The following is a 15039-nucleotide window of genomic DNA, read 5'->3' on the forward strand; positions in this document are numbered from 1 at the left end:
CCATTCGGCATAGTCTGGTCGTTCAGAGCGCCTCCAGAAAGGCGAGCAGGCGGTCGTTCGGCTGGAAGCGGGTTAGCTTGCCGCGCTCGTACGGCTTGAGCTTCGCCAGGGCAGCTTCCTTGAGGGCGAGGTGGGCGTGCAGGTACGTCTGCGTCGTCTCGACCGATTCATGACCGAGCCACAGCGCGATCACAGAACAGTCGACGCCGGCTTGCAGCAGTTCCATCGCAGCGCTGTGCCTCAGCACGTGCGGCGACACGCTCTTGGCCTTCAAAGACGGGCAACTCTTGTGAGCGACACGAACATGCTTTCCCAGCAGGGACTGGACGCTGTCGGCACTGAGCCGGCCCCCGTGCACGTTCGGGAACAACGCTGTTGCTCCTTTCCGCAACGGTTCCTTGAGCCATGCCTGGAGCGCACACCGAGCGAGTGTGGTCAGCGGAGTGGTCCGCTCCTTCCGCCCTTTACCGACGCATCGCACGTGTGCGCCAGACCCGAGGTGGACGGCATCCCGGTCAAGGCCAGTCAGCTCTGAGAGGCGTAAGCCTGTCTGGGCCGCGACTAACAGCAAGGTGTGATCGCGGCGGCCAAGCCACGTCGTTCGATCGGGCGCTGCGAGAACCGCCTCGATCTCGGGGCGCGTCAGGAAGTGCACCTTTCGCTTGTCGTGACGCTTGCTCGGTATGGCGAGCACGCGCTGGATCAGCGCACTGTGTGCCGGTTCCTCGAAGGACACGAACCTGAAGAAGGATCGGATGGCCGTCAGACGCAGGTTACGCGTCTTCGCACTGGCGCCGCGCGTTACCTCGAGATCGGTGAGGAACGCGCCGATGAACGTTGCATCCAGATCGGCGAGCGTCAGGGCCGATGGGGACTTGCGCAGCTGCACCCGAGCGAACATGAACAGCAGCCGGAACGTGTCTCTGTAGGAGGCGATCGTGTTGCCGCTAACATTGCGCTGGCGCATGAGGCGCTCGGTGAAGAAGCGCTCGATCAACGTGGCGACATTGCAAGCGGGCTTCATGGCGTCACCTCCCATCGCCGATCGAGACGCCGCGCGGCTTCCTCCATCAACTCGGGGCAGGCCGAGAGATACCAGTAAGTGTCGCGCACGCAGACGTGGCCGAGGTAAGTGGAGAGCACTGGGAGTTGTTGCTCGACGTTCTTGCCTTCGCGATACCAGTTGAGCAGCGTCCGGATGGCGAAGCGATGACGGAAGTCATGCACGCGTGGCCCGGTACGATCACCTGGGCGCCGCAGCCCGATCTCTCTGGACAATCGCCAGAAGACGCGATGAACGTACTGGTGCAGCAAGCGGCCTCCCTGTTCGGCAACGAAGAAGGTCGAGCCGCAGCGTGACCCGAGCAGCGCATCGCGCCGGTGGGCGTAGTCGCGCAGCGCGGTTCTCGTCGTCGGATGCAATGGCACGAGCCGCGACTTGCCGAACTTGGTCAGCCGGACCGTCAGCACGCCGGCGTCGAGGTCGACGTCATCACGCTCCAGGCCCATCGCCTCGGATATACGCATGCCCGTCACCGCGATCAGCCCGAACAAGGCATGGTAGGTCCATCGGCGCAGCCCGTCCGCTGGTGGCAGAGCCAGCGCTGCCGTCAGCAACGCATCGATCTCCGCGTCGCTGTAAACATAGGGCTTGGCGCGCTTCCATCCGGGCAGCATGCCGACGGGCGGCACCTCCGTTCTCGGGTCGAAGTTGGCGACATGGCGCGCGAACCCGCGCACGTCGCTCAATCGCAGCGCCCAGGATGCATGACGATCGGGCGGCAGCGTTGCCCATTCCATGGCCAGCTTCGTCGTGATGATCCTCGCCTTGCGCTTCTCCATGAAGGCGACGAAGTCGGCGAGCCGACGGGTCTGGTGCTCGTACTTGTATCCAAACCCTTGCGCATGCTCAGGTACTTATCGAGTGCGGCGCGCAGATTGGTCATTGCACGCCTCCCGGCCAGGGCAGGCTCAATGTTCTCAGCGCATCGATGTCGACCTTCGAGTAAATCCGGGTAGTGTCGTGGTTCTCGTGCCGCAGCAACTGTCCGATCTCCGACAAGGTGGCGCCAGATCGGAGAAGCTCGGTAGCGAGACTGTGTCGGAAGATATGGGCGCCGCGATGTGCGCAACCTTCGATTCCAACGCGATCGAGAGCGGCCTTGGCGATCATGGTGATCGCACATCCGGAAGCAAAGCCGACGTGTGGCGCGAGCGTACGGACGAACAATCGTCGGCACGACGACTTTGGGCGGCCATTGCGGAGATATGCAACGATGGCCGCGCCAACGTCTGGCGGTATCGGCATCCGTGCACGCTGTCGGCCCTTGGCGCGAACGAGTATCTCGCTGGCGCGCCAGTCGATATCATCAAGGGTGAGCGTCGCGACCTCGTCGGCCCGCAGGCCGAGCTTGGCTAGCAACAACAGAATGGCGTAGTCCCGCCGTCCCATCACTGTCTCTCGGTCGCAACCGTCGAGAGCCTTCCGCACCTGTGCCGCAGGCAGATAGGTCGGCAGAGTTGCGAGCTTCCATCGCCGCATCGATGGAACGCAATCCGCCAACGGGCGCGCGTTCAGCCCCCGATGGTGGAGGTAACGGAGAAAGGCGCGCAACGACCAGCACATCGCCTTGCCTGTTCCCGGGCTCCAATCCTGGGCGTGGCGCTCAATGTAGCGGATCACGTCCTCTTGGCTGATCTTGCCCAGGGCGGCGCCGCCGGAGCACACCTCGTGCAGGAACCTGCGGATGACCGGGAGATGGCGGACGATGGACCTCGGGGCCAAGCCGCGCTCTGATCGCAGGTAGGCATCGAACTCCTTGAAGATCCGTTCGTGCGGGGTGAGAGGCGGCAGCACCGACGGCGCGATCACGCCTTCCTCGCGCAGCACCGACAGCCATCGCTTGAGCGCGGCCCGGTCACCGGGTTGGATAGACTGCCTTCCGCCTCGATGCCGGAGGTACCGCTCAACGACCTGCTCATCGAGATCGACCAGCTTGTAGCGACGGCCCGCCATCCAACTCAGGAGCCCGCCAACCACGTTGAGGCAACGCCACGTGCCGTGCCGAACGAGCCTCTCTTCGATGAGACGAGCGGCGTAGCGCTCGACGAGTTGTCCGTGCGGCCCGCTTCTGAGACGCCGGTACAGCCGGCTTCTGCCCAAGTACTTTTCAACTTCCATCTTCCTGTTCTCCGCTGTTGAAAGCGGAGGCACAGAACGAACTATGCCGAACCGACCAAACGCCGGTCAGCCAGAAATCTGGGGAAAACGACCCGACTCGGCATAGTTCGGCGGGCGGCATAAACAGCCCTATGCCGCGCGCGGCATAGGGCTGTCTCAATGAACGAAGCCAGGACTGCCCAATCCTCGGCGCCCTCGTCGCACCCGGCAAAAAGAGAGTTCTTGGCGTTGAGCTTGATCGGCCGCATCGCACGCTCGACAGCATTCGTGTCCATCTCGATGCGCCCGTCATCAAGGTAGAGTGTCAGGCCGCTCCAATGACGGAGCGCGTAACGCAAGGCCTTCGCCGTGTCGCTCTTCGGTGCAAGGTGATCAAGCTTGGCCTCAACCCACTGCTTCAAGGCTGTAGCGAGAGGCCGAGCATGCGCCTGCCTGCCGGCACAGCCCTCCGCATCCGATCGGCCGCGGAGGGCCTTCTCGACTGCGTAAAGCTGGGCGATGCGTTCAAGAGCCTGGCGGGCAACCGGAGCTGGCGCCGGCGAAGCCTCGCGCTCGATCTTCACAAACTGGCGCCGCAGATGCGACCAGAAGGCGAGCGTCCCGGACAGGGCGTCCGCACGCCTCTCTCGGATCATCGTCTTGTAAGCTCCGTCGCAGTGGATGATGCCGCGATAGCCTTCGAGCAGCCTCAAGCCGGACGGCTCCACGGCCCGGTGCATAAGCGTAAACCACCCAGGTGGGTCAGGTCCGGCCCAGGGCCTGTCATCGCGTGACAGCGCCCAGAAGTAGCCAGTTTTCGTCCTGCCGCGCCCCGGATCTAACACCGGTGCGGGAGTCTCATCGACACAGAGCTTCGAGGAGGCGAGCAGAAGCTGGCGCAGACGATGCCTTCAATTCCTGGGCCGCATAGCCGACCCAGAAGGCGAGCGTGGAACGATCCAGCGCTATTCCGTGGGTCGCCAACATCTGCGCCTGGCGGTAAAGCGGCAAATGCCAATGATACTTGGCGTCGATCACATGCGCGACCAGCCGCTCGGTGGGCAATCCTCCCCTGATCAGTCGCTCGGGCGCAGCCTGCTGGAGGACGACGCCGTGACAGGCGCGGCAGGCCAGCTTGGGCCGGCGGGTTACGATGACGCGATACTGCGCCGGAACGACATCGAGCCTCTGACTCTCATCGTGACTGATCTCGAAGAGGTCGCCGTTACAACACGGGCAACTGGTCTCCGCTGGCATCAGGATTTCGACGATGCGCGGCAAATGCCACGGAAGTTAAACCCTGTTGGCTCTGCGCGCGGCAGCTCTCTTCTCGCAAACTCTGGGATTGGGGCGATCTTCGGCTGCTTCGAGGGCGGCGACGGCCTGATCGATATCCTCCAGAACAAACTGCAGCTGATCAGCGTCCAGCTTTTCCGAGGACCGACCGAACTGCGCATCTTTTGCAAGCTTGAGCAACCGCTCGAGCCTGGCGCAGCGATCCAGCAGAGCCGCGGCAAAGACCCGCAACTCGGCCGGATCGCTCGGCAGTTCATCAGGCAAATCACTCATTGCCCCGAGTCTGCCATGCTTCGCGCCCCGATGCAGCGAAGATTTGTATCTTTACGCAAGTGCTTTCGGCGGTGCGTCGCGAGGCGCATGCATGCGCGTCCAATCCATGCCAGCCAGAAGCACCGACAGCTGGGCGGCATTCATCCGCATCACGCCGGCCACAATGTGAGGCCATTTGAAGCCGCTGCCATCGAGCCGCTTCCAGTACATCACAAGGCCGCTGCCATCCCAGACGACGATCTTCACCCGGTTAGAGCGCATCGCACGGAACACCACCGGCACACCCTTCATCGGGTCATGGCCCAGCGTCTCCTTCGCCAACAGCGCCAAGCCCTCCGCACCTTTTCTGAAGTCTACAGGTTGCGTCGCCACGTAAAGCATGAGGCTCGCGGGCGGCGTCAGCATGAACGTGTCCGTCGAAGCGCTAAGAACACGTCGCTCAACACAGCAAGGCCAGGCGCCCCCCGCACCTCCACGCGTGCTCCCTGGAGCTCAACCGTCACAATGGCTGCTTCCGGCGACCTGGTCGGCTCTGCGGCCGCCGGTAGCGCCGATTCCGATACCACCGGCACGAACGACAGCGTCTCCGAAGTCGGCAGCACCAACTGGCCCAAACGTGCCCGGCGTCGCCAGTCGTGCACCTGCTGGGTGCGTATTCCGACGAAGTCGGCCGCGGATTCCGGGCGAAGCCGGCCGCCTGTACCGATTGAAGCCGGCCGTGGATTCCGATGATCCCGGCCGCCTGCCGAGGCGGGGTCTCGCGACGACGTCGTCATCAGGTCAGTTGGCGGGCTCGTCGTCAAGCGTCTGACGCTTGGCGGCGGCTTTGCGCAGGCTCTCGCCCTTGAGATTGAGCCTGTGGGCGTTGTGTACGAGGCGATCGAGGATAGCGTCGGCAATGGTTGGGTTGCCGATGAGCTCGTGCCAATGCTCGACCGGGAGCTGGCTTGTCACCAAGGTCGAGCCGCGGCCATGGCGATCCTCCATCATCTCCAACAGGTCGCGTTGCTGCTCGGCAGTCATCGGGGCAAGTCCCCAGTCGTCGAGGACCAGAAGCTCGACGCGCGCCAGGGTCCTGAGCAGGCGAGCGTGGCGGCCGTCGCCCCGCGCGAGAGTGAGCGCCTCGAACAGCCGCGGCAGCCGTTGATAAAGCACGGAGCGGTTGTCCCGGCAGGCCTTGTGGCCCAAGGCGCAAGCAATCCAGCTCTTGCCGACGCCGGTCGGGTCGATGATGAGCAGGTTCTGATGCCGGTCGATCCACTCGCCAGCGACGAGCTTTTGGAACAGCGGCTTGTCGAGCCCGCGCGGCGCCTTCATGTCGATATCCTCGACGACGGCGTTCTGCCGGAGACTTGCGAACCGCAACCGAGCAACCAGCCGCTTGTTCTCGCGCTCGGTCGCTTCACGGTCGACGAGCAGTGCGAGGCGCTCCTCGAAGGCCAGCGCGGCAATGTCGGGTTGTCGCTGCTGTTCGTCGAGGGCCTTCGCCATGCCGGTAAGCCCGAGCGCGACGAGGCGGTCGTGGGTGGGATGTGTCAACATCGTCTCTCCTTTCTTCACTGGTAGTAATCGGTGCCGCGGATATTGCCGTGTCGGATCGGTGGGCCGTCTGGCGGTCTCTCGTTGGCGTAGGCGCGATCGAGCCCGTGCTGCAGGATCGACTTGATCGAGCCGTAGGTGGTCGCGCCGATGTCGTTGCCACGCTGGCAGGCGGCCTCGATGCGGGCCGAGCCGTAGCTGCGCGCGAGCCGCAAAATGCCGAGACAAGCCCGGAAGCCCTGCTCGGGGTGTGGTTTGGCTTTCATGATTGCTTCGACGAGAGCGATCGTGGCAGGGCCGATCTTGGCGGCTTCTCGCTTGATCCGCGCCGGGGTCCATTCGGCATAACGCCGGTGCGCGCTCGGCATGTGCTCCGGGATCGTGGTGTGGCATTGGGGTACGTCAGAGCGGGCGTGGCTGGCAACCCGGCTGCCCTTGTGCAGGATCTCGACCGTCCTGTCGGTGACGCGCGCCTCGAGCTCTTCGCGGATCAGACGCGAGGGCACCGAGTAGTAGTGACCGGCGATCTCGACGTGATAGTCGGGCGCGACTCGGCACTTCTTCCACTCGGCATACTGATATGGCATCGGCGGCAGGGCGTTGAGCGCCGGCTTGTCGATCTGTGCGAACAGCTCGTTGCGGCTCACGCCGAGTTTACGCATGATCCTGGCATAGGATCGGCGTCGCCTCAATCCTATTGCTCCTAACGATAGGACATGCCGTCCGCACGGCCGTCGCTTTCACAGCATGGTTTTCCTTAGGCAATCCAGGAAGAGAACGTTTCCTAGCTACGAGCGGTCGGCCTAGATCACTCACCCTACAAGAGTAGATAGGCAGGAATCTCTTGCGGCCGAGCAGTGAGGATCGATAAAAGGATACAACCAGCCTCACACAGAGGACTAACAAATATGACATACACCTTGAATCCCTTGCTGCGCTTTCTCCAGGTTTACGATGACGCGGCCGCGAAAATGGGCATCAGGCTTTCCATTGGGTGTGATTTCAACGAGTACATCGCGATCACAGCCTCGCTAGCAGACAAACCCAATACTTATCCCATCTTTCGGCCAGACCGCTCACCGATTCGAACGGGCGAAGGGTATTGGCTTGTGGGTTTTGATAAGGAAAACAAAGTGGCGCTCGTCGAGGCCGCGCGCTTCTATGACCTGTCGCAAACCACCCTTGCAGCACACCTCGAAACGCTGAAGTTCTTCTATGCGAATCCGACGATAGATGCACATCCTGAAGATCGCTGCGTTTGTACTGCTCAGATGGCGCGCAGCATTACAGGTAAAGTGGTGTACCACGGGGATATCTGGATCCGCCCCGACTTCAGGGGCTCGGGCCTGCTCAAGATCATGACGGGGACTATGCGTGGCGTCAGTCTTGCGATGTGGGCTCCCGACTTTCTCTGTGGCCTAGCTGGGCGGTGGTCGTTGGATAAGAACGTCTATGATCCGGTTCACAATGAACCAGGCGGAGCAGACATTCACCTGGTGCAAGAGAATATCGTCGCTAACGATTGGCTGTTCTGGATGACAGGCTATGAACTTAAGCAATTGTTAGACGTAACGCCGGACCTGAACTGATCGTCTAACGTCGTTGCATTTGCGGGCTGCGGGCCGGAACAATACCGGCGACGAAGGTCTTGAGCTAACGCCCCACCGATTGCCGCTCTCTAGACTAGATGCCATACGCTTGTGAGTTAATGAGCGTGCCAAGCACTTCAGCTACCAGCAGCCTCTCCATCGGATCTCTATACACCATCCGGGTCACCGTACAAGGCTCACGACTTCGATCCGAGTTATCGCGTCGCTCCGCCCACCGCGTAGAAGCGGACATACCAATGCAAGGAGATCTTTCAATGAGTCTTAAGCTTACCGTCTTTACTGCGATACCCCGCGAAAGGGGACAGCAGCAAGGAGAGCTGATGCGATCGGAAATCGCGGCCAATGCTGACTTTTATTTAAAACGCTTTTGCGCTAACGGAACTAATCTTGCGCAAATTCAAGCTGAAGCAACTGGTTGGTTGCGCTTCCTTGAAGATCTACGACCCGACTACGTTGAAGAGCTGAGGGGAATTGCCGACGCTGCCTTTATGCCCCTCTATACGGTTGTGATGCTTAACGTCCGGCATGAGATTTGGCTACGCCTGATGGCACGTCGAGCCGCCGATCTATCGTATGGGATTTTGGATGGCTGCACGTCTGCCGGATTAATGCCCGAGGTAACCGCGCAAAATACAACAATGCTGGCGCAAACGATCGATGGGCAAGCGGCAGTTCGGGGCACCCTTTTTGTAGGCAAAGTAGTGACGCCCGCTAACCCGCAATGGCTGGGCATCTTCGAAGCAGGCTGCGCCGGCCCCATAGCGGGACTGAATGAAGCTGGGATCGGGCTAGTCTGCAACAGCTTGGTTTCGCCTATTGATGGCTCGGCACTCATGACCGCCCCGTTTAAGCTGAGGTGCCGGTCCATCCTTCAGGCGCCGACATTCGACCGCGCGATAAGCGCGATTATCCGCGCTGATCGAAACATCTCTATGAACTACCTGATTGGCCATGCTGATGGCGAGATTATCAACATTGAGAGCTCCCCCAATGACAAACGGTACATTTATCCTGAGGATGGGGTAATTTCACACGCAAATCATTTTGAGCCGGGAACACGAATACCTTCAGAATGGGAGCGCTTTGTGCCCGACAGTCCGTTTCGGTCCCGTCGCTTTGGTCGACATCTGCGCTCAAGGCTCGGGCAGGTGGATGTGGATCATATTTTGTTGGGCCTCAAAGACCATTTCTCTTACCCGGCATCCATTTGCTGTCACCCGAACCAGGATACGCAGTATCCGAATAGTACCCTTTCCGCCATCATTATGGATCTAAGCAAGCGTGTTTTGTTCGCCACTGACGGACCCCCGTGCAGCGCGCCGCTTGAGCGATTTGATCTTTGGATTTAGGGTCTGTACCTAATTAGCCGGTTCTGATTCCCTCGCACCGAGTTGATTCGGCACGGGGGACTTCGATGCGCAAAGGGCTGTTTTGGCTTAACGACAAGCAGTGGGCTCAGATAGAGCCGCATCTGCCGATGAACCAGACCGGCCCGGCGCGCGATGACGATCGGCGCATCATCAGCGGTATCATTCACATGCTTCAGTGCGGCGCACGCTGGCGCGATTGTCCGCCCGACTACGGTCCTTACACAACGATCTACAATCGGTTCAATCGCTCGGCCAAGCGTGGACATTGGCAGGCGATCTTTGAAGCGCTCGCCCGCTGTGGCAAGGACGGCGTGACTTTATCCATCGACTCCACCTCGATCAAGCGCATCGCTCGGCGAGCGGCGGAAAAGGGGGGGAGCATGAACAAGCGATCGGCCACTCGCGCGGTGGGCGGACCACGAAAATCCATGCGCTGAGCGACCCTGACTGCAGACCTTGCGCATTTCATCTCACTCCAGGCCAGGATGCAGATATAGCCGCAGCGCCGGCCCTTTTGGAACTCGCGCCACCGATGTCTGCCCTCATTGGTGACAAAGGGTACGACGGCGACGGCTTTCGCGCCGAAATCATCGATCGTGGTGCCAAGCCTGTCGGTATCCGCCGGGGCTAAGCCGCGACAGGAGCTTTCACCAATTCCACCGCTTGAGGAGCGTACGCATACGACGAAGGCCGCCTGATTGACGCATGCGCGCGAGCACGGCGAGTTCTACGATGGCGTTGCGTGAAGGTCAGGCGGCTTGCTGATCGGCGGACTTGCCGGCTTGGTGAAGGAGCTTCCATTCCCAGGGCAGCAGTTCGCGCAGACGCGAGGTGGGAAGATCGGCGATCCGGGCGAGGACGTCGGCGAGCCAAGCCTTGGGATCGACGTCGTTGAGGCGACAGGTCGTGATCATCGTCAGCATGATAGCGGCACGGTCGGCGCCACGTTGGCTGCCAGCGAAGGTCCAGTTGCGCCTTCCCAAGGCAATGCCTCTCAATGCACGCTCAGCGCAATTGTTGATCAAGCAGATCCTGCCATCGTCGAGGAAGCGGACGAAGCCGTCCCAGCGCTTGAGCATGTAGTTCATGGGCTTCAGGACCTCGGCGGAGCGGGAGAGGCTTTCTCGCTCGCGGAGCAGCCAGGCGTGCATGTCGTCGAGCAGCGGCTTGCTCCGCTCCTGGCGCACAGCACGCCGCTCGTCGGCACCACGGCCGTTGATGGCGCGCTCGATCTCGAACAGGGCGTCAAGACGCCTGACCGCCTCCAGCGCGATCGGGGAGACCGGTTTGCCCTTGCCTTCCCGGGCGGCTTTCTCGATGTCAGCCAGCTCGAAGAATCCCCGCCGCGCATGGGCCAGGCAAAATGCCGGAGTGATCGGCATTGCTTTCCTTTTTGGATCGAACAACGGCTCGAAGCCGCCATAGCAATCCGCCTGCAGAATGCCGGCGAAGGCGGCCAGATGCCTCTGAGGATGTTCGCCCCGTCGGTTGCCCGAGGCATAATAGACCGCCGCCGGCGGCGCAGGCCCGGCGAACGGCCGGTCATCCCGCACATACGTCCAGATCCGGCCGGTCGTGCATTTGCCCTTCGCCAGGATCCGGATGGTGGGGTGAGTAGGCCGGAGGGATTTCACCTCCAGCCTCTCGCAGAACCGGGCGTGAGACTCTCGCCTCACCCGGCTCCCATCAGGCAAGCTTGCCGCCACCGCCGAGTTGCCAATGCACAAAGAGCCTGCGGTTCTCACGCACGATCTTCTCCAGGAAGAGACGCGCGCGTCCTAAACGGTGATGGAAGCGCTTGTACTTTCGCTTCAACCAAATACCTAACGTCTGGTTGATGTAGCGCGCCAACGGATAAAGCGCTGAGCGGGTGTATTGCCCATAATAAGCGATCCTGATCTTCCCTCGAAAAAGTGGACGGGTTAAGCGGCTTTTAGCTCCATTTCGATCGGGGGGATATATCCGATGGCGGAATGGAGCCTGGTTCGGTTGTAGAAGCCCTCGATGAAGGCGAAGATATCGCTCTGGACTTGAGCGCGAGTTGCTGCTGGATCGCCATCGTCAGGGCGGCAGATGCAAGTTCGACCTGCATATGATCCCGCATGGCCCAGCCGACGATCTTTCGGCTGAACAGGTCCATGACGGCCGCCAGATACAGCCAACCTTCAGCGGTCGGAATATAGGTGATATCGGCGAGCCAGACCCGGTTCGGGTCTTCCGCGGTGAAGTCCCGCGCGATCAGGTTCGGTGCGATCGGCAGACCGTGGCGGCTGTCGGTGGTGCGCACACGGCGCGGCGGTGCCATGATGGCGCGAATACCGTACCGACGCATCATCCGTTCAATTCGACCGCGACTGGGACCACGGCCCTGCGCCCGCAGGGCGGCATGGACGCGGGGGCTGCCGTAGCGTCCGCTGCTGTCTTGATGGACCAGCCGGATCGCTGCCCGGAGCGTGGCATTTGATTTTGCCCGCTCGCTCACCGGGCGCTCGCGCCGGGCGTAATAGCCGGCCGGCGAGACCTCGAGCACGGCGCACATCAGGCGGACCGGATAGGTCTCGCGATGGTCTTCGATGAAGCGGAAGCTCATGTCCGGGTTCCGACGAAGATCGCGATCGACTTCCTAAGAAACAGCCGGATTGGCGTCGCCCGGGATGGCCTGCAACACGAAGCCTAGCGATTTCGCCCGGCGCTGTAGGTTGGCGAGGACGCGGCTACGATATTGCTGCTCATATTGGTCGGCGCCAGGATCCTTGTAGCTCATGCCGTGCCGGAGTGTGTTGTAGAATAAAACCGCAATCTTGCGAGCCGTCGCCGTCACCGCCTTCGATTTACCCGCACGTGCTGACAACCGGCGATAGAATGCTCCCAGCGCTGTCTCGCTCCGCCCCACGGTTGTGGCTGCCAAACGCAACAACGCAGCTGCGCGACTTGAAGATCTCCGTGTGCGCGAAGACAGCACCTTGCCGCCGGAGATCTTGTTGCCGGGTGCGAGGCAGAGCCAGGAAGTGAAGTGTTTGGCGCTCGGCCATGCCGTTAGATCGATACCGCACTCGCCAATGAGCTTCAATGCGAGCGACGGACCCAACCCGTGGATCTCAGTCAAATCGACGCCCCGCACTCTGTACAGTGCGGTCCTGACATCGAAGGTGGGGGTGTTGACCTGCTTGGTCTTTACGCGCGGCTTGGCTAGGTTTCCGACCGGTCTTGCTCCTTTGGTGTTCAATGCACTGATCAGGACTTCGAGCTTGCGATCACAGTCGAGCATCTTTGCCTGATAAACGTCGTAGAGCTCCAGTGATTGAGCTAACGCGAAAACATGTTCGTGGCGGTCATTGCCTACGAGCGCTGCGCGGATCGTCTCGATCGATGAGTGGCAGCGCACGTCCCGATAGGTTGCCGGGACGTCGGGATTGCGTTCGCCTGCAACAATGGCTCGGATAATCCGCATGCCGGTCGCGCCGGTGATATCCGACACAACATGATGGAGCTGCAGGTTCATCTCCATCAGAGCCTTTTGCATATGTTGGATATGGGCGGCAGCATATTCCACGAGCCGCTCGCGCTGGCGTAGATAGGCTCGCAACGTTGCGATCTCGGCATCGGGTCGGAAGCTGCCCCGTAACAGGCCATAGGAGTGGAGCTGGCGTAACCAAGCGGCATCGCTGAGATCGGTTTTACGGCCAGGTACATTCTTGGCGTACCGCGCGTTGACCAGAATGACCTCAAACCCGCGCTGTTCTAAGATCTCGTAGACTGGGATCCAATAGACCCCAGTGGATTCCATCGCGACACTGGTCACGCCGCACATCTTGAACCAGTCCGCCAGTTCATGCAGGTCTTGCGTGAATGTGCCGAATGCACGCACTGGCTTGTCGGTGCAGGCCGGGTTTACCGCGGCCATGTGCATCTTTGATCCGATATCGATAGGGCCGCGCCGAGGTTGACCAGCTTTAGGTCCGGGCCGCGGTCGGTTGTCCTGTTAGGCATCGCAACTCCTCCGTCCGATGATGGGCTGGAGGGTCAGGGCTATGCCAATTTGTCATCTTCCTAATCGGGATCGCCGTCGAAACGGCGTCACCACTCTCAAGTCCGCATGCGCCCATGGACCACGTTTTTTAACGGGGACAGCGCCTCCAATAAGCTGACGGCCGCTACCCTCCGAGCTAAAGGATAGCACAAGGCTGTTTCTATTCCGCGCAGGCGCGCCACGACGCTGGACAGTTTTTTAAAATGTCGCGCTCCATGCGCAGCCGTTCGTTCTCCTGACGTAGGCGGGCGATCTCCGAAGCCTGGTCCGCCGGCATCGGCGTCGCCTGCGTGGTGGGTCGCCACGCCGCCGATCCCGGCTCCTGCCGGAGCTTATCTACCCACCGTCGCAGCACCGAATCCCGCAGACCGAGCTCCTTAGCAACCGACCCGATCGAGCGACCGCTCGACGCGACCAGTTCGGCGGCCCGACGCTTGTAATCCTCGGTAAACGACCGACGTTGACGTTCCATTCGACACCTCCGGGCTCAACGAGCCTACTACAGGTGTCCACTCATTCGGAGGAGGTTCAGTGTCCACCTATTTTGGTGGACACCTCATGCATCACGGCACTCAAAAGCAAAAGGTGCGGAGAAATTCGCGCTTACCATAAGACGACCGTTGTCACCGCGTATTGAAGTGTTCGCTGGCGCAGGTCGCAAGCGGTGGCCGGATGAATTGAAGGCACAGATTGCCGCGGAAAGCCTCGAGCTGGGGGCGGTTGTCACAGACGTCGCCCGTCGCCATGGCTGCCGGCCCCAGCATGCGTAATCCGATGCAAGCCGGCCACTGATTGAACGAACCCGCTACGCGGCAGTAGGGGGCAAACCTGCTGAACTGAGGTGTCCTGTCTGAGAGGATGTTGGTCTTCGCACCACCCCTCTCAAGACAGGAGACCCAGATGGCTACGATGAGCCCTCTTCGGCAGCGCATGATCGAGGACATGACGGTCCGCAATCTGTCGCCGTCGACTCAACAATCCTATATCTATGCGATCGCAAAGTTTAGCCGCCATTTCGGCTATGCCCCGGACCGGTTGAGTTTCGAGCAGGTCCGCGCCTACCAACTACATCTCATCGGCCAAAAGCGCTCGTGGTCCCACATCAATCAGGTGGCCTGCGCGCTGCGGTTCTTCTACGGCGTCACACTCGGGCAGACGGAGGCATTCGAGCGGATCATTGGTGGCCAGAAGCCCGACAAGCTCCCGCTCGTGCTTAGTGCCGAAGAGATCGAGCGCTTCCTGGACGCGGTTACAGGGGTGCGCAATCGCGTCGTGCTGGCGACGGCTTATGCGGCTGGCTTACGGGTTAGTGAAGTCGTCCGCCTGAAGGTGAGCTCGATCGACAGCAAGCGAATGTTGATCCACATCGAGAACGGTAAGGGCGGCAGGGATCGTTACGCGATGCTTTCTCCGCGACTGCTGGAGATTCTGCGTACGTACTGGATGCGAGCCCGACCGGGGCTGTGGCTATTTCCAGGCCAAGACCCAAGTGAACATGTCAGCGTCCGCTGCGTCCAGGCGGCCTGCCGCGCCGCCCGCCGCCGCGCTCGGCTTGCCAAGCCGATTACTGTCCATACGCTCCGGCACTCGTTTGCGACCCATCTCCTGGAAAGCGGGATCGACATTCGCATCATTCAAGTTCTGCTCGGACATGCCGACCTGGGATCGACCGCGCGCTACGCTCAGGTTGCGACCAACCTGCTCGCCCGCACGACCAGCCCATTCGATGGACTCTCCGTCAGGGTGATCCCACCCGACTGA

The 15039-nt window shown here is 61.1% G+C and carries 14 protein-coding genes and 4 pseudogenes; 5 read left to right on the top strand and 13 right to left on the bottom strand.

Annotated features, from left to right (window positions below; genetic code table 11):
- Positions 1–22 precede the first annotated feature (22 nt).
- The 8 genes and pseudogenes from XH90_RS35800 to XH90_RS35830 form a co-directional block, all read right to left on the bottom strand.
- Positions 23–1024: a tyrosine-type recombinase/integrase gene (locus tag XH90_RS35800; RefSeq protein ID WP_128929872.1), complete on the bottom strand. Its 1002-nt coding sequence runs from the start codon at positions 1022–1024 to the stop codon at positions 23–25.
- Positions 1021–1946, bottom strand: a pseudogene (locus tag XH90_RS35805) (tyrosine-type recombinase/integrase). Before XH90_RS35805 ends, XH90_RS35800 begins: the two are co-directional and overlap by 4 nt.
- On the bottom strand, positions 1943–3181 hold the full coding sequence (locus XH90_RS35810; protein WP_128929871.1) for a tyrosine-type recombinase/integrase: 1239 nt from the start codon (positions 3179–3181) through the stop codon (positions 1943–1945). The pseudogene XH90_RS35805 and the gene XH90_RS35810 overlap by 4 nt, the downstream one beginning before the upstream one ends.
- A 41-nt stretch (positions 3182–3222) precedes the next feature.
- Positions 3223–4417: pseudogene (locus XH90_RS39290) on the bottom strand (IS66 family transposase).
- 36 nt (positions 4418–4453) lie between these two features.
- On the bottom strand, positions 4454–4729 hold the full coding sequence (locus tag XH90_RS39300) for a transposase (protein WP_232995629.1): 276 nt from the start codon (positions 4727–4729) through the stop codon (positions 4454–4456).
- A gap of 51 nt (positions 4730–4780) precedes the next feature.
- The gene (gene tnpB / locus XH90_RS35820; protein ID WP_128929870.1) at positions 4781–5134 is read right to left on the bottom strand and encodes an IS66 family insertion sequence element accessory protein TnpB; all 354 of its coding nucleotides are present in this window, start codon (positions 5132–5134) and stop codon (positions 4781–4783) included.
- A gap of 375 nt (positions 5135–5509) precedes the next feature.
- A complete protein-coding gene (gene istB, locus XH90_RS35825; RefSeq protein WP_128929869.1) occupies positions 5510–6271 on the bottom strand; it encodes an IS21-like element helper ATPase IstB in 762 nt (253 codons plus the stop codon).
- 14 nt (positions 6272–6285) lie between these two features.
- Positions 6286–6960, bottom strand: coding sequence for a transposase (locus XH90_RS35830; RefSeq protein ID WP_164939080.1), 675 nt, complete (start codon positions 6958–6960; stop codon positions 6286–6288).
- A 216-nt stretch (positions 6961–7176) separates the two neighbouring features.
- Here XH90_RS35830 and XH90_RS35835 point away from each other — a divergent pair, with 216 nt between their 5' ends.
- The 3 genes and pseudogenes from XH90_RS35835 to XH90_RS35845 form a co-directional block, all read left to right on the top strand.
- Positions 7177–7857: a hypothetical protein gene (locus tag XH90_RS35835; RefSeq protein WP_128929867.1), complete on the top strand. Its 681-nt coding sequence runs from the start codon at positions 7177–7179 to the stop codon at positions 7855–7857.
- 275 nt (positions 7858–8132) lie between these two features.
- Positions 8133–9227: a C45 family peptidase gene (locus XH90_RS35840; protein ID WP_164934298.1), complete on the top strand. Its 1095-nt coding sequence runs from the start codon at positions 8133–8135 to the stop codon at positions 9225–9227.
- Positions 9228–9292: 65 nt separating this feature from the next.
- Positions 9293–9861 (top strand): annotated as a pseudogene (locus tag XH90_RS35845) (IS5 family transposase); the annotation flags it as partial.
- 136 nt (positions 9862–9997) lie between these two features.
- On the opposite strand, the pseudogene XH90_RS35850 reads toward XH90_RS35845, so the two are convergent.
- From XH90_RS35850 to XH90_RS35870, 5 genes and pseudogenes are all read right to left on the bottom strand, one after another.
- A pseudogene (locus XH90_RS35850) lies at positions 9998–10855 on the bottom strand (IS66 family transposase); the annotation flags it as partial.
- Positions 10856–10934: 79 nt separating this feature from the next.
- The gene (locus XH90_RS35855) at positions 10935–11099 is read right to left on the bottom strand and encodes a hypothetical protein (RefSeq protein WP_164934318.1); all 165 of its coding nucleotides are present in this window, start codon (positions 11097–11099) and stop codon (positions 10935–10937) included.
- Positions 11100–11181: 82 nt separating this feature from the next.
- On the bottom strand, positions 11182–11838 hold the full coding sequence (locus XH90_RS35860; RefSeq protein WP_128929865.1) for an IS3 family transposase: 657 nt from the start codon (positions 11836–11838) through the stop codon (positions 11182–11184).
- Positions 11839–11871: 33 nt separating this feature from the next.
- Entirely contained in the window at positions 11872–13158 is a 1287-nt protein-coding gene (locus XH90_RS35865; RefSeq protein WP_371746375.1) for an IS110 family transposase, read from the bottom strand.
- Positions 13159–13438: 280 nt separating this feature from the next.
- The gene (locus XH90_RS35870; protein WP_128929863.1) at positions 13439–13750 is read right to left on the bottom strand and encodes a transposase; all 312 of its coding nucleotides are present in this window, start codon (positions 13748–13750) and stop codon (positions 13439–13441) included.
- Between the two features lie 166 nt (positions 13751–13916).
- On the opposite strand from XH90_RS35870, the gene XH90_RS35875 reads away from it, so the two are divergent.
- Positions 13917–14048, top strand: a complete 132-nt coding sequence (locus tag XH90_RS35875; protein ID WP_371746382.1) for a transposase — start codon at positions 13917–13919, stop codon at positions 14046–14048.
- Between the two features lie 130 nt (positions 14049–14178).
- Complete coding sequence (locus tag XH90_RS35880; protein ID WP_164935788.1) at positions 14179–15039, top strand: site-specific integrase; 861 nt, start codon at positions 14179–14181, stop codon at positions 15037–15039.

Origin of the sequence: Bradyrhizobium sp. CCBAU 53338 (genome assembly GCF_015291665.1) — a bacterium.
In the GTDB taxonomy this organism is placed as follows: domain Bacteria; phylum Pseudomonadota; class Alphaproteobacteria; order Rhizobiales; family Xanthobacteraceae; genus Bradyrhizobium.

Coding starts and splice junctions, on each gene's coding strand:
- XH90_RS35860 (WP_128929865.1), bottom strand. CDS start 11,838: ATGAGCTTCCGCTTCATCGAAGACCATCGCGAGACCTATCCGGTCCGC.
- istB (WP_128929869.1), bottom strand. CDS start 6,271: ATGTTGACACATCCCACCCACGACCGCCTCGTCGCGCTCGGGCTTACC.
- XH90_RS35865 (WP_371746375.1), bottom strand. CDS start 13,158: ATGCACATGGCCGCGGTAAACCCGGCCTGCACCGACAAGCCAGTGCGT.
- XH90_RS39300 (WP_232995629.1), bottom strand. CDS start 4,729: ATGAGTGATTTGCCTGATGAACTGCCGAGCGATCCGGCCGAGTTGCGG.
- XH90_RS35800 (WP_128929872.1), bottom strand. CDS start 1,024: ATGAAGCCCGCTTGCAATGTCGCCACGTTGATCGAGCGCTTCTTCACC.
- XH90_RS35810 (WP_128929871.1), bottom strand. CDS start 3,181: ATGGAAGTTGAAAAGTACTTGGGCAGAAGCCGGCTGTACCGGCGTCTC.
- tnpB (WP_128929870.1), bottom strand. CDS start 5,134: ATGCTGACGCCGCCCGCGAGCCTCATGCTTTACGTGGCGACGCAACCT.
- XH90_RS35870 (WP_128929863.1), bottom strand. CDS start 13,750: ATGGAACGTCAACGTCGGTCGTTTACCGAGGATTACAAGCGTCGGGCC.
- XH90_RS35880 (WP_164935788.1), top strand. CDS start 14,179: ATGGCTACGATGAGCCCTCTTCGGCAGCGCATGATCGAGGACATGACG.
- XH90_RS35840 (WP_164934298.1), top strand. CDS start 8,133: ATGAGTCTTAAGCTTACCGTCTTTACTGCGATACCCCGCGAAAGGGGA.
- XH90_RS35835 (WP_128929867.1), top strand. CDS start 7,177: ATGACATACACCTTGAATCCCTTGCTGCGCTTTCTCCAGGTTTACGAT.